Annotated in this window: 17 protein-coding genes; 4 read left to right on the plus strand and 13 right to left on the minus strand. The window is 57.8% G+C overall.

What is annotated here, in order from left to right; genetic code table 11:
- Positions 1–41: 41 nt before the first annotated feature.
- Entirely contained in the window at positions 42–3992 is a 3951-nt protein-coding gene (locus tag B3527_RS12065; RefSeq protein WP_290480031.1) for a beta-ketoacyl synthase N-terminal-like domain-containing protein, read from the minus strand.
- 27 nt (positions 3993–4019) lie between these two features.
- Entirely contained in the window at positions 4020–5537 is a 1518-nt protein-coding gene (locus tag B3527_RS12070; protein ID WP_290480032.1) for a PfaD family polyunsaturated fatty acid/polyketide biosynthesis protein, read from the minus strand.
- 474 nt (positions 5538–6011) lie between these two features.
- Here B3527_RS12070 and B3527_RS12075 point away from each other — a divergent pair, with 474 nt between their 5' ends.
- Genes B3527_RS12075 through B3527_RS12085 form a run of 3 tightly spaced genes read left to right on the plus strand, consistent with a single transcriptional unit; the run spans position 6012 to position 9023 of the window.
- Positions 6012–6539, plus strand: coding sequence for an ATP-dependent zinc protease (locus B3527_RS12075; RefSeq protein WP_206991432.1), 528 nt, complete (start codon positions 6012–6014; stop codon positions 6537–6539).
- On the plus strand, positions 6532–8064 hold the full coding sequence (locus B3527_RS12080) for a UUP1 family membrane protein (protein ID WP_206991433.1): 1533 nt from the start codon (positions 6532–6534) through the stop codon (positions 8062–8064). Before B3527_RS12075 ends, B3527_RS12080 begins: the two co-directional genes overlap by 8 nt.
- Positions 8061–9023, plus strand: coding sequence for an alpha-L-glutamate ligase-like protein (locus B3527_RS12085; RefSeq protein ID WP_206991434.1), 963 nt, complete (start codon positions 8061–8063; stop codon positions 9021–9023). Before B3527_RS12080 ends, B3527_RS12085 begins: the two co-directional genes overlap by 4 nt.
- Positions 9024–9029: 6 nt before the next feature.
- Here the strand turns inward: B3527_RS12085 and B3527_RS12090 are convergent, their stop codons facing one another.
- From B3527_RS12090 to B3527_RS12125, 8 genes are all read right to left on the minus strand, one after another.
- A complete protein-coding gene (locus B3527_RS12090; protein ID WP_206991435.1) occupies positions 9030–9761 on the minus strand; it encodes a proteasome-type protease in 732 nt (243 codons plus the stop codon).
- Positions 9762–9794: 33 nt separating this feature from the next.
- Entirely contained in the window at positions 9795–10595 is an 801-nt protein-coding gene (locus B3527_RS12095; protein ID WP_034814986.1) for a transglutaminase family protein, read from the minus strand.
- 4 nt (positions 10596–10599) lie between these two features.
- Positions 10600–11541, minus strand: coding sequence for an alpha-E domain-containing protein (locus B3527_RS12100; RefSeq protein WP_206991437.1), 942 nt, complete (start codon positions 11539–11541; stop codon positions 10600–10602).
- 3 nt (positions 11542–11544) lie between these two features.
- The gene (locus B3527_RS12105) at positions 11545–12975 is read right to left on the minus strand and encodes a circularly permuted type 2 ATP-grasp protein (RefSeq protein WP_206991438.1); all 1431 of its coding nucleotides are present in this window, start codon (positions 12973–12975) and stop codon (positions 11545–11547) included.
- Positions 12976–13068: 93 nt separating this feature from the next.
- On the minus strand, positions 13069–14835 hold the full coding sequence (locus B3527_RS12110) for a glycoside hydrolase family 15 protein (protein ID WP_290480033.1): 1767 nt from the start codon (positions 14833–14835) through the stop codon (positions 13069–13071).
- A complete protein-coding gene (gene otsB, locus B3527_RS12115; RefSeq protein ID WP_290480034.1) occupies positions 14832–15566 on the minus strand; it encodes a trehalose-phosphatase in 735 nt (244 codons plus the stop codon). Before otsB ends, B3527_RS12110 begins: the two co-directional genes overlap by 4 nt.
- Positions 15563–16957 carry an alpha,alpha-trehalose-phosphate synthase (UDP-forming) gene (locus B3527_RS12120; protein WP_290480035.1) on the minus strand — a complete coding sequence of 465 codons (1395 nt, stop codon included), beginning with the start codon at positions 16955–16957 and terminating at the stop codon, positions 15563–15565. Before B3527_RS12120 ends, otsB begins: the two co-directional genes overlap by 4 nt.
- A gap of 151 nt (positions 16958–17108) precedes the next feature.
- A complete protein-coding gene (locus B3527_RS12125; protein ID WP_290480036.1) occupies positions 17109–18698 on the minus strand; it encodes an FMN-binding glutamate synthase family protein in 1590 nt (529 codons plus the stop codon).
- 282 nt (positions 18699–18980) lie between these two features.
- On the opposite strand from B3527_RS12125, the gene B3527_RS12130 reads away from it, so the two are divergent.
- Positions 18981–19409, plus strand: a complete 429-nt coding sequence (locus B3527_RS12130; RefSeq protein WP_084333332.1) for a DUF2853 family protein — start codon at positions 18981–18983, stop codon at positions 19407–19409.
- A gap of 77 nt (positions 19410–19486) precedes the next feature.
- On the opposite strand, the gene B3527_RS12135 is transcribed toward B3527_RS12130, so the two are convergent.
- From B3527_RS12135 to B3527_RS12145, 3 genes are read right to left on the minus strand one after another with little or no spacing between them, the layout of a single operon-like run.
- A complete protein-coding gene (locus B3527_RS12135; RefSeq protein WP_206991442.1) occupies positions 19487–20623 on the minus strand; it encodes an acyl-CoA dehydrogenase family protein in 1137 nt (378 codons plus the stop codon).
- Positions 20620–20943: a hypothetical protein gene (locus tag B3527_RS12140; protein WP_206991443.1), complete on the minus strand. Its 324-nt coding sequence runs from the start codon at positions 20941–20943 to the stop codon at positions 20620–20622. Before B3527_RS12140 ends, B3527_RS12135 begins: the two co-directional genes overlap by 4 nt.
- A 2-nt stretch (positions 20944–20945) precedes the next feature.
- Positions 20946–22160: an acyl-CoA dehydrogenase family protein gene (locus B3527_RS12145; protein WP_206991444.1), complete on the minus strand. Its 1215-nt coding sequence runs from the start codon at positions 22158–22160 to the stop codon at positions 20946–20948.
- Between the last annotated feature and the right edge of the window lie 2 nt (positions 22161–22162).

The raw sequence follows: 22162 nt of genomic DNA on the forward strand, positions 1-22162 counted from the left end.
CGGGCCGGGACGGGAGAGCGCAGCGGGCGCCCCGCCGCCCCTTACGCAAAAAAATCTGCGATGGCCCGGATGGTGCGAAGGTCCGCCAGCACTTCGGGATCGACTTCCGGCAATTCCGGATGCTGGTCACGCAGGGCCGACAGGATTTCGACCTGCTTGATCGAGTCGACCCCAAGTTCTCCTTCGAGGTCCATGTCATCTTCGAGCATGTCTTCCGGATAGCCGGTCTTCTCCGCGATCAGGGCCCGGACCGTGTCGGCCGTAACGCCGCCATTGGACGAGGCCGTCACAGCCGCCGGAGCCGCACTCATTGCTGGTGCAGGCGCCGAGGCGACACCCGACGCGTCGATCATGCCCGCAATCGCGGCAATCGTGCGCAACTCCACGAGCTGTTCCGGATCAATCTCTGGCAGGCTTGGCATGCGTTCGCGCAGGGTCGACAGGATCTCGACCTGCTTGATCGAGTCGACGCCGAGTTCCCCTTCGAGGTCCATGTCGGGCTCGAGCATGTCTTCGGGATAGCCGGTCTTCTCGGCGATGATGCCGCGGACCAGGCTGATGGAATCTCCCCCTGATGCAGAGGGTGCTGGAGCCGGAGCCACCACTGGAGCAGGCTGAACGGAGGCTTGTGGCTGAGGCGCGGGTTGGGCCGCGGGTACAGGGACCGCCATCGGCGCGGGAGCGGCTGCAGACTCTACTTCACGATAGGCGCCATTTGGCTTCACATCACTGACCGAAGGCTGTGGTTGGACCGGCGCCGCTGGCGCTGGAGCAGGAGCAGGAGCTGGAGCTGGAGCTGGCAAGGCAACGGGCGCGTGAATACGTGCGGGTTCGAGGGGTGCCTGGCCCGCCATCTGGGCGGCCATATTCAGGAAAGCCGAATGCGCTGTCGACATGGCAGACATGTAGTCTGCATGGCGCTGGGAAACTTCATGCATGATCCGCTCAGAGACTGTTGCAGCGGGCGCAGCTGAGGAACGGGGCTGCACGGCGTATTCAGGGCCTTTTGAGGATGCGTCTTGGGTCATAGGACTGCCTGTCTGTTCTGGAAGGACTTTGTGCTCGGGGCGTGGGGAAGACTGCGCCTGAACGGGATTGCTGGTGGATGGGAATTGCGCGGCTGGGTTCTCCAGCACTGCTGGCCTTTCCGGATTTGATGGAGCGCGGCCTGCCGCACCATTCGCCGGAGGGTAAGGCTTGTTGTAATTGCCGCCGGAAATCTTCACGGCGTGCCTGGAGGGCGCGGGCTTTGGCGGCTGGGCCGGAAGCTCTGCAAACAGGCCGGCATAGTCGAGGTCGATGCCTGAGACGCCGAGCGTTGCGATGGCAAGGAGGAACTGGTTCACGCCATTGCGGCGTTTGTGATCCAATGAGATCGCAAGATGGGGTTTGCCAGCCAGAATATGGCCGACCAACCCCGTGACCACGCCGCCAGGGCCGACTTCCACGAACACGCGGGCTCCGGCCGCATGCATCGCCTCAACCTGTTCACGGAAACGAACCGGCTGGATTAGCTGATCGGATATGAAGTCCGGAAGATCTGCGACCTTGGCGTCGTATTTCTGCGCCGTAGCATTCGCAAAGACATCAAGCTTCGGCGTGCGCAGTTTCTGTTTTGCAAGCACTTTGGCAAAAGGCGGCACGGCTTCGGCAACAATCTCCGAATGGAACGCTGTCGCCACCGGCAGCATGCGAGCCTTCAGGCCAAGCGCTTCGCACTCCAGTCTTGCCTTTTCAACAATGTCTTGCGCACCCGACAGAACGACCTGGTCCGGCCCATTGTCATTGGCAAGTACGAGGCCTTGGCCGATCTTCTTCAATACCGGTGCTATTGTCTCGGAATCGGTCTGGACTGCCAACATGGCGCCCTTGGTGTTGCCCGCCGCCTTGGCCATGAGCGCACCACGCTCCGCAGCCACCGTGAGGGCCGTGTCGGAATCCATCACGCCAGCCAGATGCAGAGCCATGATCTCACCGAAGCTGTGGCCTGCGGCCATGTCTGCCTGCAAGCCGAGCTGTGACAGAAGGCCCAACTGCGACAAGGCCACCGCTGCGATGGCTGGCTGGGCATGCTGCATTTCCGTCAGTGTCTGGGTCTGCGCGCCGAAATCAACCTGATCGAAAGCCGCTGGCGGGAAGGACAATTTGTCGAGCCTCAGCTTGCCCGTGCGCTTGTGGCTGGCTGCCTGATCCCATACTGCCCGAGCCTCCGGGAACGCCATGGCCAGATCAGAGCCCATTCCGACATATTGGCTGCCCTGACCGGAGAACATGAAGGCGATCTTGCCGTCCACAGGCGCATCGAATGAGGCAAAGCAATCGGCCCTGAACGGACGAATACCTACCTCCCCTGCCCGAATCTGGCTTGCGAGACTCTCCGACTTGGTTTTGAGATCGTCTGCGGTTTCAGCAATGATCGCAGCCCGTGCTGGAGCTTTCGATTCGAAGCCCGCATGTGTTTGTGAAGCGGCGTACGCCAGCGATGCGTCATCCACGCCGGATGCGCTGGCCTCGATTGCTGTCGCAAGGGCACCGGGCGTGTCTGCGCTGAACAGGAAAAGTTCCGCCGGAAAGACCCGGTACGGTCGTATTGCGGTTTTGCCGACATATTCTTCCAGGGTCACATGGTAATTGCTTCCACCAAACCCAAATGAGCTGACTGATGCCCGGCGCGGTCGCTTCTTTGTCGTGATCCAGGGACGGGGTTCGGTGTTCAGGTAAAAAGCACTGCTTTCCTTGATGACATCCGCGGGCTCCTCAACCTTGATCGTGGGCGGAAGGACTTTACGACTGAGCGCGTTGACAGTCTTGACGAGACTCGCAACGCCAGCAGCCGCCTTGGAATGCCCCATTTGTGATTTTACGGATCCGAGCGCGCACCATGGTTCGTCGGATTTGACTTCACCGAACACGAGATGCAGGCCGTCCAGTTCTGCCTTGTCACCAGCCTTGGTGCCTGTGCCATGCCCCTCCATCAAGTCGACAGCTTCCGGACCATATCCGGCCTGAACATAGGCACGTTTAAGCGCGCGGGCCTGTCCCTCAGGAACCGGTGCATAGATCGCCGTCCCCTTCCCGTCCGAACCGCCACCCAGTCCACGAATTACCGCATGTATCGTGTTGCCGTCGCGCTCGGCATCGTCCAACCGGCGCAGCGCCAGCATGCCAATACCTTCCCCCAGCATGGTACCATCGGCACTATTCGAAAACGGTCGGCAGTCGCCCGTCGGCGACAGGGCCGGTGTTTTCGAGAAGCACATATACATCAGGATATCGTTCAGTGCGTCGACACCTCCGGTCAGGACCGTATCGCTGTCTCCGGCGCGAAGTTCGTGCAGGGCGATGCTGAGGGCTGACAGGCTGGAGGCGCAGGCGGCATCGGTGACCATGTTGCTGCCGCCCAGGTCAAAGCGGTTGGCGATCCGCCCTGCCACGACGTTCCCAAGCAAGCCGGGGAATGTCGCCTCCTGCCATTCGACATAATGGTTCTCGATCCGCTCAGCGAGTGCGACAACCTCGCTTTCTGGCATGCCTGCTTCGCGCATCGCATTGACCCAGACCGGGCGCTGCAGACGGCCTGCCATATGAGCGGTCAGTTCTGTCGCCGACGCCACGCCGAGGATCACGCTGGTGCGGGATTTGTCGATCCGGCCTTCACTGTCCCGCTCGATATCCTGTAAGGTCGCATAGGCCGCGATCAGTGCCAGCAATTGCGCAGTGTCGGTCCCTTCCATCGTTTTGGGCGGGATGCCGAACGTCAGGGGGTCGAAGGCAACTGGATCAATGAACCCACCGCGCCGACCGTACGTCTTGTCCTTCGCCAGCGGGTCGGAGTCATAATAGTCATCCACGAGCCAATGGCTTGCTGGCACGTCGGACAACAGATCCCGCCCTTCGAAAATATCGCGCCAAAAGCCGGTCACGTCTCCCCGGCCCGGGAAGATTGCGCCCATGCCCACAATGGCAATCGGAGTGGCAGCTTTTGAGCTCATGATCTGCTGGCCTTGTCATTCATCGTATCAGAGAAACTTTCGAGGCGTGTAGGAGAACGCTGAGGGTGGCACGCCAATCCCACAGGCGCGCATCTGTCCGGCGCGTGTCAGACGCGTCGCGCCCTCCATCAGGTTCAGGGCGATCTGGCGGATTGTGCGGTTCTCGATGGGCTCCAGAAATGTGCCAGCGACCCATTCATTGAACGCACCCTGCGCCGGGCCGCACCAGATCTGGTAATCGGAAACGCGGTCAGGAGCACCATCACGCGCCCATTGAGCCCCCATGAACAAATAGCGACGCGCAACGAGCGCGAGCCGCTTGTTGCCATCGGTTTCGGCGCGGGCCGCCTCCTTTGGATTCGACTCCGTGATGAAGGTCCGCGTCTGCTCCCAAGCGCTCTGGAAGGATTCCCCGAGCACGCCTTCCAGCCAGTCGCGATCTTTCTGGTCCATGGTTTCAAAAGACATACCAGACTTGTAGAGCGCGTGCAGCTTGCGTGCCCGCATCGCGAAGAGCGTACCGCGCTTCAGCACCTGCACTTCGACGCCTTGCTCAAACATGTCGGCCGCGGGAGCCATGCCGATATCAGCCGGCCCTGCCTTGGCCAGCAATTGTCGCGCAGGTTCAGACAAGCCGGATTCTACGGCGGCCTGATTGATGGAGCCAGTCAACACATATGCTGCGCCCATCTGAAATGCTGCGGCCACGCCATGTGGCGTCGCTATACCCCCGCCCAGGCCGATACGGATCGCATTTGCGTCTATGCCTGTTTCTGCAGCGACACGGTCTCGCGCCAGGGACAACGAGGAAAAGAGCGGAGCGGCAGAACGATTGTCTGTGTGACCGCCACTGTCAGCTTCAGCGGTGATATCCAGCGCTACTGGTACTCTCGAAGCAAGTTCGGCCTGCTCGGCAGAAATGCTCCCTTCAGAAACCAACGTTCTCAGTATTTTTTCGGGCGCAGGCTGCATGAACTGGGTGGCAACTTCCGCGCGAGAGACCTTGGCAAATACGTGGTTGGCGCGCTGGACCTTGCCGTCCGCGCTGCGTGTGAGACCGAGCGCTGTATAACGGACGATGTCTGGCGAAAGCCTCATATAGGCTGAAGCCGACACCCGCCGGACTCCCATTGCCAGAAACAGATCGACGACGCGCGCTTCATAGCCCGGCTGTTGCGGAGAGTGGATCAGGTTCGCGCCCCAAGCAGTTTGCCCCGGTGCGATACCAGCCTTGATTTCGCGCACGCCTTCTTCAATGGTTTCAGGTTTCAGCCCCGCGCTGCCGTAGAAGCCAACGCATCCCGCGCGAACGGCTTCTATCACCATCTTCGGCGTCGCAATCCCGCGGGCCATTTCGCCGACGACATAGTTGAAGCGCGCGCCCTGCGCTTGCGCAAAGGCTGCATCCCCCAACCATTCAGGATAAATTGCAGGAAGTGTGACAGAACGAGCGCCCTGCTCGTCCGCTCGCAGGGAACCGTCGCGAACGAATAGCCCGACATTCTCACGAACACGGTCCAGAACCTGATCCACCGACAGACTCATAAAGCCTTCCTGCTTGCTGACCCCGATTTCTTCGAGGACGGACGTGACTCGTACATTTGAACACAGATAAAGGAAACGCACCTCCTAAGACGTGTCAAAACCCTCTACTGTGTTCCGTGAGACAGACTCAGCTCTCTCCCTCCAGAAACTACTGTAAAGCAGCAGCCAATGAACGCAACCTGAAATAGATATTTTTTCAAATTCTATTCTTGGTTAATTTTCGTCGGGATATGGCACACCTGCCAAGCGCCATTCTATTTAGGTGCAAAGGCAAGGCCACAGACGATCCCAGCATTCACCATAGAAATGCCACGAAATCAGGTTTTTCAGGCGGAATCGGGCTGTTAAGGGAACTATTCAATCATCCTTGCGTCCCGTTTTGGGACCACCTAGTGATCGGATAGCTATCGCCCGCATGCCTTGCATGTTAGGTGACGAAAAATGCCGATCCTGAGGCAAGAGGAACGAATTCTCGTGAAGTATCTGAGACACGTCTTGGCCGCAACGGCCGTTCTTTCACTGCCCATAGTTTCCGCCATTGCGGACAGTCGCGACCGCTCAAGCGAACCGGCAGTGATGGGCTATGTCGAGAATGTTTATGTCGGCAAGCTCGGCCTGGAGATGAAGGGCAAGCTGGATACCGGCGCTGATTCAAGCTCTGTTTTTGCCCGTGACGTCCATATCTACAATAAATCTGGCAAGGACGACTGGGTCCGGTTTCGTCTGGTCGGCAAGAATGGTCGCACAGTGCGATATGACCAGAATGTCCGTCGCTTCGCGCTGATCAAGCTGAAAACCGGCGGAACCATCCGGCGTCCCGTCATCCACTTGCCGCTCTGCATCGGCGGCGTCAGTGGACTCGCTGAAGTCAATTTGGCTGACCGCGAGGATTTCGAGTACGACTTCCTGGTAGGCCGCGAGTTCATGGCATCCCGCGTGCTTGTTGATTCCTCTTCGACATTCATCGCCGAAGGCAGCTGCGAAAAAGAAGACAGTGAATAGTTTTACACATACCCGACTACTTGCGCTGGTTCTGGCCGCTATCGGTCTCGGCATATTCGCAACCAAAGTTCTGCAATTGGACTATCCCCTGACGCCCGGCGAACGGACGACCACATGGGATTTCGAAATCTACCTCGATTTCGACACGAGCAACCAACCCGTCCGACTGGAAACCTATATTCCGTCGAACAGTGAAAACCGCAGGGTGTCTCAGGAGCAATTCTACAACGGCGCCTTCGGCCTGCGCCTGAATGCGCGCGAGGGTGATGGCCGGACCGCGATCTGGACTTACCGCTATCCGAATGACCGGAAAGTGCTCCGCTACCGCGCGCGCCTGCTCGGCGAAACGCTCGCTAGCCCCTTGCCGGAAAGCATGCAGCGCAAGCTGCGCCGCGCCGCGCCTGAAGCCGAGAATGACCTTGAACGGCAAGCCTTCCTGGTCTGGTCGACAGATCTGCGCCGGCGATCCGCTGACGATGAATCTCTCGCCGATCTGGTGTTGGAAGAGATATTCGTGGACGGCGATGTCGATGAAGTGGAAGCGCTCTTGTCTCCCACACTCACCCGTCAGATCGCCCGCCTTGCACTCGCACGTGATGTGCTGACAAGTCAGGGAATTCCAGCGCGGGTCGCTAATGGTGTTTACATGGACCAGGCACGCCGACGGGCCGAAATCCGTCACTGGCTTGAATACCATGCCGATGGAGCCGATCGACGCTACTTCCCCGGCCCGGACCCCGAAGAATTTTTCACGATCTGGCATGGCACGAATGATTTTATTCGCGCGGAAGGCATTTCGGACCTGGACCTGCAAGTCAGCCTGCAGCCGGTAAACGCAGACGTGGCGGATGTCATGCAGCGCGTCGCCAAAGCAGAAGGCTCGGCCATGCAATGGTTCTCCTTCAACCGACTGCCCATTACCACTCAGCTGGTCTATCAGGTGCTCGTCACCATCCCGGTTGGCATTCTGATGCTGGTCTTCCTGCGTCAGTTCATCGGGCTCCAGACACTCGGCACGTTCATGCCCGTCCTGATCGGAATTGCGTTCCGTGAAACCGCTCTTGTGAATGGCGTGATCCTGTTCACCGCACTGATCGCGCTGGGCCTCGCTGTGCGCTTCTATCTAGAGAAATTGAAGCTGTTGCTGGTGCCGCGATTGGCGACGGTGGTTGTGTTCATTGTTATCTGTATGGCTGTGATCGCCCAGATCATGGCGAATAACGGTCAGCGCATCGGTCTATCGATCTCGCTGTTCCCCATGGTCATTCTGACGATGACGATCGAGCGTATGTCGATCGCATGGGAAGAATACTCGGCTACAGAGGCCATCAAGCAAGGTATTGGCAGTCTCATGGTGGCGGCAGCATCGTATCTGGTGATGACCAACACGCATGTCGAATATCTGATGTTCAATTTCCCTGAACTGCTCCTGGTGATCATGGCGATCTGCCTGCTGATGGGGAAATATACCGGCTTGCGCCTCAGCGAGTTGATCCGTTTCCGTGAACTGGATGACCGGAAATGATCGGACGCTACCGGGCATTGCGACGTGCCGGACTGCTCGGAATCAACGAGCGGAATGTCCGGCTCGTCAATGAGCTCAATCCGAGGCGACTGATCCGGCTGGTTGATGACAAGCGCGAGACGAAGCGACTTGCGAACGCAGCCAATATTCCCACACCGGAACTCTATGGTGTGATCGCCAACCCGTTCCACATGCGCCATCTGGAATCCTATCTCGACAAGCCGGATGGCGTGGTCATCAAGCCCGCCAATGGCTCTCAGGGAAATGGGATTCAAGTGCTGATGGAGCCAATGCGTGGCGGCTGGCGCCGTTCCAATGGGCAGCGCGCCCTGCTCGAAGACATCCGTTTCCACGTCAATAACATCCTGTCGGGCATGTACAGCCTAAGCGGCCAACCGGATGTGGCGATGTTTGAGTACCGGGTGAAGTTCGACGAAATCTTCAATCCGATCTCATTCGGCGGCGTACCGGATATCCGGATCATTGTCGTGCGGGGCATTCCTGCCGTGGCCATGGTGCGTCTGCCGACCGCAGAATCTGACGGTAAGGCAAACCTCCATAAAGGCGGCGTTGGTGTCGGATTGGATCTTGTGACCGGCAAGACACTCAGCGGCATGCAGAATGGCAAAACCACTGACATCCATCCTGACACGGCAAACCCGCTGCGGAATTTCTCGGTGCCACACTGGGACACAATGCTCGAAATGGCAGCAAAGGCCTATGATGTAACCGGGCTCGGCTATCTCGGCGCCGACATCGTACTGGACAAGACCAAGGGGCCGCTCCTGCTGGAGCTCAATGCCCGTCCCGGCCTGGCGATTCAGGTCGCCAACCGGATCGGCATTCGCCCCCTGTTGAACGCGACTCTGAAGGCAGACATTGAGGGCCTGGATGCACTGGCCCGTGTCGAGCTCGCCAAGAGGCTCTACCGCAACCATGTCCCGGAACCGACCTTTTAGGCCAAGTCAGAATTCATAGTCGGGCAGCGAGTTGAAAGCCAGTTTCAGCGCGTCTCCCCAACGCGAAGAGATCGCCGTGAAATAGGGGTCATTCTCTTCGACGCGTCGCTTCTCAGTGACTTTGTAAATGTCTTTTTCAATCGTCTGCAGATCAAGCGGCATCCCCACCGAGAGGTTTGCCTTGAGTGTTGAGTCAAATGAGACGTAGAGCAGTTTTACCGCTTCTTCGAACGTCATGTCCGGGCTGAAGGCTCTCAGCAGGATCGGTCTGCCATATTTGGTCTCGCCAATCTGGAAGAAAGGCGTTTCGTCGCTGGCCTCAATGAAGTTGCCTTCAGGGTAGACCAGGAACAGACGCGGCTCCATCCCGGAGATCTGTCCCCCCACGATGAGCGTCGCGCCGAAAGCCGCCTCTGATTCCGGCCCTCCATCGCCCTGCGTGCGGATGACCTCCTTCACCGTATCTCCGACCAATCTGGCAACCTGAAACATTGTATCAGCTGCCATGATACTGGGGTTTCGTTCTTCCGGTGCCTTCAGGCGCTCATCCAACAGGCTGATCACGGCCTGCGTGGTGGCGAGATTTCCCGCAGTCAAAATGGTGATGACCCGCTCGCCGGGCACCTCCCATGTGAACATCTTCTGGAACTTCGAAATGTTGTCGATGCCCGCATTGGTGCGAGTGTCCGACATAAAGATGAGCCCCCGGTCAAGCCGAAGCGCAACGCAATACGTCACTTGATGATTCTCCGATCAATATCTCGACTAACTTTACTGCTGGACTTGAATGGAAACCACGAGATTTTCCGCACCCGCACCATAGACCAAACCTCTGATGGGGGCCGCGTCGCTGTAATCCAAGCCAGTCGCTACCTGTATGTAGCGCGCATCCGGGCTAATACCATTGGAAACATCAAACCCCGTCCATCCAAGGCCATCGACCCAAGCCTCCGCCCAGGCATGGCCGGCGTCCTGGTCCACCCTGTCCGTCATCATCAGGTATCCGCTGACATAACGCGCAGGATAGCCAAGCAGGCGCGCGACCGTGATGAATATGTGCGCATGGTCCTGACAGACCCCCTGCCCCTGCTGCAGCGCATCTTCTGCCGTGGTGCGCGAGTCTGTCTCATTGGTCCGGTAGGCAACCTTGTCCGCAATTTCCACCATCAACTCATGCAGGACGCCAATATCTTGTGACGGGCTTCGACTGAACTTGCCCGCCAATGCCCGCAATCCTTTCGCCGGCATGGTGAGTTCGGTCGGTCGCTGGTAAAGCCAGAGCGGCACAAGCTGACTGTGCCCCCCCATGACACCGGACGTGTCATGCGTCTCGACCTCACCTTTTACACTGACCGACACGCTCATGACGTCCGGCTCCAACTGGATCAGATCCACCAGATTTCCATGATGGTCGGTATAGCTTGTTTCCCAGTGCGCCCCTTCAATCGACACGTCCCAAGACAGGATTGATTGCGACGGAAGGCTGATCGGCCGTTTGCGAACCTGCTGGAGCGCATAGGACACGCCATGTTCGTATGTGTAGGTTGATGAATGGTCTACGGTCAGTCGCATGTCATCACTCCGCGAACCTGAAATCTGTTTCGATCTGCGCCGAGAGGGATGCATTCCGCCTCAGGAAGTCCGACAGGAATTCGTGCAATCCGTTTTCAAACACGCTCTCAATCGTCGTGGCCGTCAAGCTCGCCTCAAGAGACTCGGCAAGATCATGGGTCCCCAGCCGTTGGCCATATTGCCGGAACAGACAATCCAGTTGGTGGGTGATCGTGTCGTAACAATAGGCCAGCGAGCGCGGCATACGTGTGTCGAAGATCAGGAAATCGGCTATCGCTCGCGGCGTGATATTGCCGCCATTGAGCCAGTGGAAAGACCGCTCTGCCGAAGCCGACCTCAGGATCATCTCCCACTGCACATTGTCGAGCGACGAGCCGACCGAGGCGCTGGACGGTAGCAGGACGTAGTATTTTGTATCGAGAATGCGCGCCGTATTGTCAGCGCGCTCAAACATGATGCCCAACAGGATAAAATTATAGATGTCATTGCGGAGCATAGTGCCTGTGGTCGCGCCTCTTACCTGCGCGCCCTGCTGGCGGATCATGGTCAGGATTTCTGGCAGGTCCGTCTCGGATGGCGCACGCTTCAACGCATCGCGCACGGCCATCCAGAAGTCATTGATCGCTTCCCACATTTCCCGCGTCAGCGCGGTGCGGGTCATGCGGGCATTTTCTCGCGCCGCATGCAGCGTTGACATCACGCTGGACGGATTGCTGCGATCTCGCAGAGCGAAATCGGCAACCTTGTCGCCCGTGATTGTGTCATGACGCGCCAGATAGGCATCACAACAGCCAGCAGTGACGAGCACAGATCGCCACTCCTCCTCGCCCGGTTGGGTCCGGGTGAGCGCCATGCGGAAGCCCGCCTCGACAAGGCGGCTGGTATTTTCGGCTCTTTCCAGAAGCCGGGCCATCCAGAACAGACCCGATGCAGTCCTGCCCAGCATGACTTAGCCCTCCTTCAGGACCCAAGTATCCTTGGTGCCCCCGCCCTGGCTGGAGTTCACAACAAGCGATCCCTTTTTCATGGCAACGCGGGTCAATCCGCCGGGCGTGACCTCAACACCATCAGATGAAACAAGTACGAATGGGCGCAAGTCGACATGGCGAGGTGACAGGCCAGCTTTCGTCAGCACAGGCACCGTCGAAAGGGCCAATGTGGGCTGGGCTATATAATTGGATGGCTTGGCTTGAAGCTTCTTTCGGAAGGCAGCGATTTCCTTCTTGCTCGCTGCGGGCCCGACCAGCATGCCATAGCCTCCGGAGCCGTGAACTTCCTTGACGACGAGTTCTTCCAGATTCTCCAGCACATAGGACAAGGAGTCTTTCTCCGCACAGCGCCAAGTCGGCACATTCTTCAGCAGCGGCGCTTGCCCCGTATAGAATTCGACGATGTCAGGCATGTATGAGTAGATCGCCTTGTCGTCGGCAATGCCGGTGCCCGGAGCATTGGCAATCGTAATGCCCCCAGCCCGGTAAACATCAAAGATGCCCGCCACGCCCAGCATGGATTCCGAGCGGAAATTCAGTGGATCGAGATAGTCATCATCAACTCGTCGATACAGCACATCAATGGTTTCGTAGCCTTGCGTGGTTCGCATGGCGACCCGTCCATCAACGACGCGCAAGTCATGACCTTCGACAAGCTCAACGCCCATCTGGTCCGCCAGGAAGGCATGCTCAAAATAGGCTGAATTATGGATACCAGGTGTAAGGATCGCCACCGTGGGTCGGCCCGAGGCCTGTGCCGGTGCAGACCGTTCGAGCGAACGCCGCAGCGCCATCGGATACCCCGAGACACGCTGCACCGACATCTGCGCAAACAGTTCCGGGAACATCTTCAACATGGTCTCCCGGTTTTCCAGCATATAGGACACGCCAGAGGGCGTGCGGGCATTGTCCTCCAGTACAAAGAATTCGTTGGGGCCGGTGCGCACCAGATCAATCCCGACAATATGCGTGTAAATCCCTCCCGGTGGATCGAAGCCGATCATTTTCGGAAGAAAGGCGTCATTCTCGCGGATAAGGTGTTCCGGCAGGCGACCGGCGCGGACGATCTCCTGTCGGTGATAGATATCGTACAGGAAAGCGTTGATTGCCTTGACCCGTTGCTCGATGCCGCGAACCAGCAAGGCCCACTCGCTGGCGCCGATAATGCGCGGCACCAGATCGAACGGGATCAGCCGCTCGTCAGCTTCAGATTTTCCATAAACGTTGAAGGTGATACCGGTTCGCCGAAAGAAGGTTTGCGCATCCCGTGATTTCTTCAGCAGAGCCGAAGGGGTCGTGTTGTCAAACCAGCCATTGTATCCGGCATAAGGCGCTCGCACGCCTTCGCCAAATCCATGCATCTCGTCGAATACGTCCTCACCATCAGCCATGGACCCAGCAACACACAAACGCTGGATAGTTTCAACAAACTCAGTCAGCGATCATGATGATCAATAGCCTGCGTTCGTACAAACTGCGCAATATCAGGTAACCGCTGCCCAAGGCTTGCTCAGCAGGGCCGCAGAATTGATTATCCCGACCATGCAGTAGGTTTGAGGAAAGTTCCCCCAAAGCTCGCCGGTCTCCGGATCAACATCCTCCGACAGCAATCCAACATGATTGCGGCTGGCAAGCACGCTTTCAAAGATTTCGCGCGCCTCCTCGACGCGCCCCACCCGGTAGAGCGCATCAATGAACCAGAAAGTACACGCCGTGAAGGCAGTCTTCGGTTTTCCGAAATCATCCTCGACCTTGTAGCGATAAACATGGTTTCCCATTCGAAGGTCGCGGTCGACAGCCTCAACGGTTGCGACATAACGCGGATCGCCTGCCGGGAGAAAGCCGATCTCGGCCATCAGCAGGACAGAGGCATCAAGGTCGGTGCCACCAAAGGCCGCTGTAAACGCGCCGACGTCTGCACTCCAGGCCTTCTCCAGAATGGTGGCGTGAATGATGTCCGCCCGCTCACGCCAATAGGCCGCGCGATTGTCGAGTTCGAGCCGCACGGCAATACGCGACAGGCGATCGCATGCTGCCCAGCACATGATCGCCGACGATGTGTGGACATGCGCAATGGTCCGGAACTCCCAGATGCCTGCATCCGGTGTGTCATAGACCGCGAATGCGCGCTCGCCCACGGGCTCAAGTTGTTCAAACTCGGCGATGCCGGGCTGCGCAAGCAGCCGGTGATCGAAAAAGGATTGCGCGACGCCGAGTACGACCTGGCCGTAAACATCGTGCTGTACATGTTCGGCGGCCTGATTACCCCGACGCACCGGTCCTGAATCGCGGAAGCCCGGCAAGTTCGGTGCAAGGTCTTCGGTCAAGTCAGCCTCGAGTCCGATCCCGTACACGGGCTGGATGTGGCCGCCTTTGGAATGCGCCACAATATTCCGTACCCACCTCATATAGTGCTCCAGCGTCCCCATGCCTGAGAGCCGGTTCAGCGCTGTCACAGTGAAATAGGCATCCCGGATCCAGCAAAAGCGATAATCCCAGTTGCGTGAAGAACCTTCATGTTCCGGAATGGACGTGGTCAGCGCCGCCACAATGCCGCCAGTCTCTTCGAACACGCACAGTTTAAGTGTTATGGCCGCGCGGATAACCTCATCCTGCCACTCGAACGGAACGGCAAGGCTCCGCGCCCATTTCGCCCAATACTGACGCGTGCGCTCTTCCCAGTCGCGTGCGATGACACTCGGGGAATCGGTCAGCGATTCGTCTGCCCCAAGAATAAACGTCACATCCTTGTCCAGGACGAAGCTTGTTTCGGTGAGAATATAGGAAACCGGCGCGTCAGTCGTGACTCGGAATGAAAACTCTTCATCGACGAACCGCACATGATTGACACCGCGTATGGGCTTGAGCCGACGCCCTCCCCAGTCAGTTTCCGGCGTCAGGGAGATTTTCAGCTGTGGCGTGCCCGCGATAACTTCAAACCGTCGCACCAGACTGACGGGCCGGAACGTGCGACCCTTGCGTTCAAACCTCGGAGCAAAGTCGACGATCTCCAGGATGGCGCCATCTTCAGACTCCATACGCGTGCGCAGGATGGCGGTGTTTCGGTCATAGGACTGCGTACGCTTGGACAGGCCCTCCATCCACACACTGAATGAACCGCCACCGCCCAAAAGCTTGTTGAAGACGGGCTCCCCGTCAAAGCGTGGCAGGCAGAACCACTCATAGTCACCGCGCGCATTGATCAGGCCCGCAATGGTTCCGTTGCCAACAATTCCCAGATCGAGACTCATACTTCTCCCAACACTTGTTCCAGATAGGTAGCGACGTCGCGATGAGACGCCAGCCGATAGTTTGCCGCGCTCTCGCCTTCCCCGACCTTGATCGACCAGCCACCGAGCTTATTGGCCACAAGGAAGGCGTCTTCATCTGTCTTGTCGTCGCCAATCATCACCGGCAGGCGCCCAGCGAACGGCGCAGTCTCCATGGCAGCTTGCAGGCAAACGCCCTTATTGGCCCCACTCGGCTTTGCCTCAAGCACCATCTTTCCCGATTGCAACGAGTAATCTTTGTACTGAGAAATTACGCTACTGATTTCGTGAGTGAGTTGCTCACTCTTTTCAGGTGCCGCACGATAGTGGATTGCGAGAACCGGCCCTTTCTCTTCCAAGCGTACACCATCATGCACGTCCACGACGGATGAGATACCGGAGAGCAGAGACTCGGGCGCGGACGGCACACCTTCGGTCATTGCCGCGCCGGGTGCGGCTGATCTCAGGCCATGATTGCCGAACCTCCAAAGCGTATCAGGCACACGTTTCGACAAATCTGTCAGGTCACGGCCAGAGAGAATTGCCAATGCACCATCGAGCTTTTGAGAGACACGCATGAGAACCGAATCCAGACCTGACGCCAGAAACACGGCATCTGGATCATCCTGAAGCGGAGACAGCGTTCCATCAAAATCCAGGAACAAGGCGACACCTTGGTCAAGCGCCGGCGGCACGACAGAGGAATTACTCATGCAGGAACGCCCTCAAACGCCGTCATGAAGCGGTGGCGCCACCAGTTGATGTCCTGCTGGGCAATATTGTCGAAGAGCGTCTGCCAACGGTCCTGCCGCTCGTCGAGCGGCATCTCTATGGCCTGCTTAACGGCTTCCGCGATGGCCGAGCTGTCATATGGATTGATGATGATCGCCTCCTTCATCTGCTCTGCCGCACCGGCAAATTGCGACAGGATCAGAACACCCGGGTCCTGAGGGTCTTGCGCGGCGACAAACTCCTTCGCAACAAGATTCATGCCGTCCTGCAAGGGGGTCACCAAGCAGGCCTTTGCGAGACGGTAGAGCCCGGCGATTTCTTCGCGGTCGTACCCGCGCGCCAGATATCTGATCGGCATCCAGTCGAGGTCGCCATAGTCGCCATTGATCCGTCCGGACAGCGCATCAAGCTGTTCACGGAGCTGGGCGTATTCCTCGACGACAGACCGTGAGGGCGGTGCGATCTGAGTGAACGAAATCTTGCCGTGTAATTCCGGATACCGGTCGAACAAGTCGGCCATACCTTCAAACCGCTGCGGCAGACCCTTTGAATAGTCCATCCGGTCAACCCCGATGACGAGGTCGCGTTCACCTAGAAAACGTGACAGGCGGGTCGCCGCCCGGTCTGCTGGCTCCTTGGTTGCCGCCGCAGCAAAGCCCTCACTATCAATGCCAATAGGACAGTGCAGCAGGTGGACAATGCGGCCCTCTACTTTGAACTTCCCATCCGGCTGTTCCTCGGCCCCGAATTCTTCTTCGAGGTATTGCGCGAGATTGGCGAGGTCCTTGCGGCACTGAAGGCCGACCACGTCATAGGCGCAAAGTCCCTTTGCCAACTTGCGGTGTTCCGGAATGGCACGGAACACTTCTGGTGCGGGAAAGGGAATATGCAGGAAGAAACCACATTTTCCCTGCCACCCGTCTTCCCGCAAGATGTCGCCTAGCAGCAGGAAGTGGTAATCATGGACCCAGACAATGTCGGCTTCGTCTGCTTGGTGCCGTACGATTTCCGCAAACTTCTCATTGATCTCGACATAGAACCGATAATACGCGGAATCGAACACGGCCAGATCAATCCGGTTGTGCATGACCGGCCAGAGCACACTGTTTGAATATCCGAGATAGAAACCGTCAAACTGGTCGCGGGAATAGTCAGTCAAGGCGAACTCAACGCCGTCCTCTGCAGACCGTTTCGCGCGGTTGCTGGGAAAGTCGAGAATACGGCCGCTCCAGCCAATCCAGAGGCCCTGTGTGTCGGCGAGCGTATCCCAAAGCGCAACTGCGAGCCCTCCGGCTCGGCTTTCCTGTCCCGCCGCGGTACGGTTTGAGACTGCGATCAGTCGTGAGCCTTTTGAAACTTTATGTTCTGTCATTGCCCATCCTGTCTCACCCCGTCTAACGCGTGACGCATCACTGCCAAAGACATAGCGCTGTACCTGAGTGCAGAAACCCCCACCCTGCTCGCTTTGTGAGCACTACCATAAATCTGAGTAGCGCGGAGATGGTTCCCGCCAAATCACAGAACTAGCTTGCTGGCAGGAAACTGTTGGCTTGTGCCATGCGCCATTCTTGCGCAAGTTGGGTTTCATCCGGGGCATTCAACAATTGTCCGGCCCGCACAAGCTGGTAGGCGCGTTCCGCGGTGTAGGCGATGTCCTCGGTCACGCGATGCATCACGTGGCGCGGGGTCAGCTCGCACGGATGTTCACATCCTGCGGCACCAACAACCTCCATCAATGCCTTGACCGTATTTCGTTGGTAGTTCCTGACGCGGATCGCCTTGTCGGCCACGACCAATCCGCGCTGGCGCGCTTTGTCGGATGTCGCAATGCCGGTCGGGCATGTATTGTTGTGGCAGTTCAGCGACTGAATGCAGCCGAGCGAGAACATGAAGCCACGCGCCGTATTCACCCAGTCAGCTCCCAGCGCCATGGAAGATGCAAGGGAGAAAGCGCTGATCTGTTTACCGGAACAGGCAAGCCGCACATCACCCTTCAAACCCGTCCCCACAAGTGCGTTGCGAGCCAGCACCAGGGCCTGTCTCAAGGGTGCACCGACATGGTCAAGAAACTCAGCAGGCGCTGCGCCAGTGCCCCCTTCCCCACCATCGACCACCATGAAGTCAACCCGCAACCCAGTTTCCAACATGGCTTTGCAGATGGCCAATGTTTCCCAACGATTGCCGACAGCAAACTTGATCCCGACCGGTTTGCCACCTGACAGCTCGCGCAGGCGCTCAACAAATTCCAGCATCTCGATTGGCGTCGAGAAGGAGGAATGCGCGGGCGGCGAAACGCATGTTTGTCCAACTGCGATCCCGCGCGCCTCGGCGATCTCATGTGTTACCTTTTCTCCCGGCAACACGCCGCCATGCCCCGGCTTTGCGCCTTGGCTCAGCTTTACTTCAATCATCTTGATCTGTGGGTCAGAGGCCGTGTCCGCGAACTTGGCCGCATCAAAAGATCCGTCAGCTGCGCGGCACCCGAAATATCCAGAGCCCAGTTCCCAGACAAGATCGCCGCCGCCCTGACGGTGGTAACGTGACACGCCACCCTCTCCTGTGTCGTGATAGAAGCCACCCAGGGATGCGCCTTGTGACAAGGCTTCAATTGCGTGCGCGCCGAGTGAGCCAAAACTCATTGCAGAGATATTGAAAACGCTTGCCGAGTAAGGCTGCGATGTTTCCGGCGCGCCAACCAGCACACGCGGGTTTGCCTCTTCCGGATGTTTCGCCGCTATGGAATGCGCCAGCCATTCATAAGGCGGTTTGTCGATATCAAGATGGCTGCCGAACGGCTCAACGGACGAAACATCCTTTGCACGCCGATACACCAATGTGCGCTCTTCATGATTGAAGGGACGCCCCTCCGTTTCACTTTCGACAATGTAGGCACGCAGGAAAGGTCGCAACTCCTCCGCGACCCATCGAATGCGCGCGAAAAGCGGAAAGTTTCGCCAAAGACTGTGTCGACGCTGAAGCACATCATACAGACCTGTCAGGGCCAAAGGGATCAAGGCGACAGCGAGGTAGATCAACCAGCTGTGCTGTCGCCAAAACACAAGGCATAGCGCCAACAGCAGAACAGTTGCGAGCCAAGGCAGGTAACGAAACATTTTATCCTCACTTCACGGCCAGTATCGCCATTGGGTGTGAACTCCTCGCATAGAGAGGTCAATCAATCGTATCCATACGCTTCCAGCGAACCGCCCAAGACGGCATATTGGTCATTCAATCCGTGCTCACACTACTTCGGGATATTGTTGCACTACCGAAAAGGGGTTGGCAGGCTGTGGAAAAACGGGTCAGTGTTCAAACAGCGTTTCAAACTGATTCGTGTTGTGAGCTGCGTAAATTTAAACACGCCCGTCCGTCGGGCCCATTGAGGAGACACTCCCATGGCAAAAGCAACCAAAGCCAAGAAAGCTGCGGCGCCAAAAAAAGCTGCTGCGCCCAAGACAACGAAACCAGCCAAGGCACCTTCACCGAAGGAAGTCCTGATGGAGAAGTACATCACTGACCTGAAAGACAAGGTTGGTGAGACACGCTCTGACATGGCGCTTCTGGATGCAGCCGTCAAAGCCTGTGGGCCGACGATCTACAAGGCCGATTCCGCAACCGTTGCTGCTTCCGACAAGGAAGAGCTGGGTCGCATCAAGAAGGGCTTTATCGCAAAGAAGCTTGGCGTTACTGACGACGCAAAAGCCGATGCCGCGATTGCGGATGCTGTTGCAAAGTACGGAAAGTCCGTTCGCGCAAAGCATCGTCCGGTAATGTATTACCTGATCGCGAAGGCGCTCAAGAAGGGCTCGGTCCTCAAGGGCTAAGCACTCTTCCCTCACGGGAGAAAAAGAAAGCCGGGAAGGTTGTAACCTTCCCGGCTTTTTTTGCGTTGAATGCTGGATCAGTATCCAGCAAGGCGCGCGTAGCGATCCCTGTGCCAGCTGGCAGAACCATAGAGCGCTTCCTGTACGCGAGCCCGCTTCATGTAGAGGCCAGGGTCTGCATCATCCGTCATGCCAATACCCCCATGCATCTGCACGCACTCGTTTGATACGAGATGAATCAATTCGCCGGCGCGCGCCTTGGCCAGACTTGCCAGTTCCGCAATATTTGGCTTGCCGTCATCAACGGCCGCCAGCGCAGCCGCAATGCAGGAACGCGTCAGCTCCAGCTCAGTAAACATCTTTGCGGCACGATGCTGCAATGATTGGAACGATCCAATCAGTTGGCCGAACTGTTTCCGGTTGTTGAGGTACTCCAATGTCATCTCAAACGCCGCATCTGCACTTCCCAGCATTTCCGCCGCCTGGCCGATCGCCGCCCGGTCCAGAACCGGCTCCAATACGTCTGCGCCTTTGTCCACTGCGCCGATGACAGCTGTTGCCGGAACCATCACATCTTCCAGCACGACATGAGCCGCGCCGTGAGAGTCGACGGAGTTCAGCGCTTGGATAGACACGCCCTTTGCATCCGCCGGAACCATGAACAGCGTAAGGCCGTGACGGTCACCTGCTTCGCCAAAGGTACGCGCCACAACAATCAGCATCTCGGCATGATGAGCGTCCGGCACAAACCGCTTCATGCCGTTCAACGTGTAGCCTTGCCCATTGCTCTCCGCCTCGGTGGCGACGCCCAGCGGATTGAAATGCGCAGTTTCGTCGAGCGCCAAGGCAAAACTGGTTGCGCCCCCGGCAATCTTGGGCAACCATTCCGCCTGCTGTTCTGCGCTGCCGCCCAGCTGCAAGGCGCTGGCCGCGATCAGGGCTGTCTGGAGAACCGGTGTTGGCGCCAGTGTACGGCCTTGCGCTTCCAGAACCTGGCCAAGTCCGACCAGGCCGAAGTGTTCACCACCTGGCTCATCCGGAATGATCACACCAAAGAAGCCGAGTTCGGCGAGTTTCTGTCGTGTCTCTGCGTCTACGCCATTTGCTCCACTGTCGCGCAGTTGGCGCAGGCGAGTCACTGGCATTTCGTCACGCGCGAACGCCATAGCGGTGTCGCGCAGCATTTCCTGGTCTTCCGTCAAAAGGAACGTCATCTGAATATCTCCGAAGCCTTGCGTTTTTCCCTGGTGTTTATTGCATCACGGCGGACATTTTCCGCTTCGCGCCCCACGAGCAGACCGGCCAAACCGGCCGTACTCCAAAGGGCGCTGGCAGCGAGAACCAGCCGGATGTTTGTCAATTCGAGGCGCGCTGCCTCCATGCCTGCCCATACGTAGACAACGACAAGGGTCGACAACAGCGCAAGTGTCCACACAGCCACCTGCGTAAGCCAGCGCCCACGGAAAAACGGAGCCAGGACTCCGGCCATGAACGGTGTGCCAAGAAACAGAATGATGATCTGCGTGGACGACATGCTTATTTGTGGTCCTTGAGACCCAGTACGCGTTTCGAGATCACGTTGAGATTGATCTCGCTCGTGCCGCCCTCGATTGAGTTGCCTTTCGAGCGAAGCCATTGGCGCGTAACCTTTTTGGCAGACGGGTCAAAGCCCTCCCCTTCCCAGCCAAGCCCCTCAGTTCCAAGCGCCTCGACGAGTAGTTCGTGACGATCCTGATTCATCTTGGCAGCACCATATTTCAGGATGGAAGCTGTGTGGCCCACCTGCTGGCCAGCCTTGGCTTGTTCGGCCTGGCGCTGGACGGTTAGATTGAACGCCTTCGCATACATCTTGTGGTCCGTGATCCGTCCGCGTAGATCGCCATCGATGAGACGTCCCTCATTGTCGGTACCGATATGCATCTTCGCATATTCTTCAGGCCCAAGAATGCCGGAGCCTCCCGTGCCGCCAAATCCGCCAGCAGAGATTGAAGAGCGCTCGAACTGAAGCAGCCGCTTGGCGATCTGCCAGCCCCCATTCACGTCGCCGACCAATTGATCCTTCGGCACCTTGACGTCGGAAAAGAAGGTTTCGCAGAATGGGCTTTCACCCGAAATCAACTGGATCGGACGCGCCTCAACGCCCGGGCTCTCCATGTCGAACAGAATGAAGCTGATGCCTTCATGCTTCACGCTCGTGTCAGTGCGAACGAGACAGAAGATCCAATCGGCCTTGTCGGCGTAAGATGTCCATACCTTCTGTCCGTTGATCAGGTAGTGATCGCCCTTGTCTTCGCAACGCGTCTGAAGGTCGGCAAGGTCAGACCCCGCGCCGGGCTCTGAATATCCCTGACACCAGCGCGTCTTGCCTTTCACGATGTCCGGGATGAAACGAAGTTTCTGCTCCTCGTTGCCAAACTCAAGCAAGGCCGGGCCAAACATCCAAAGGCCAAAGGAGAACAGCGCCGGGCGCGCCTTGATGCGGCGTAGCTCTTCCTGAAGCACACGATTCTGCGCGCGGCTAAGTCCGCCACCCCCATATTTCGCTGGCCATTCAGGAGAGGTCCACCCCTTCTCGCCCATACGCTCCAACCAGAGCTTTGCTTCGGGATTCTTGAACTTTTCGCGCTTACCGCCCCAGACGATCTCGTCATCCTTCATGGGCGTGCGCATAGACGGCGGACAATTCTCCTCAAGCCATTCCCGCGTTTCTGCACGGAATTGCTCTAAATCGACAGATTCATCATACGCCATAT

Origin of the sequence: Hyphomonas sp. UBA4505, from assembly GCF_002388685.1 — a bacterium.
In the GTDB taxonomy this organism is placed as follows: domain Bacteria; phylum Pseudomonadota; class Alphaproteobacteria; order Caulobacterales; family Hyphomonadaceae; genus Hyphomonas.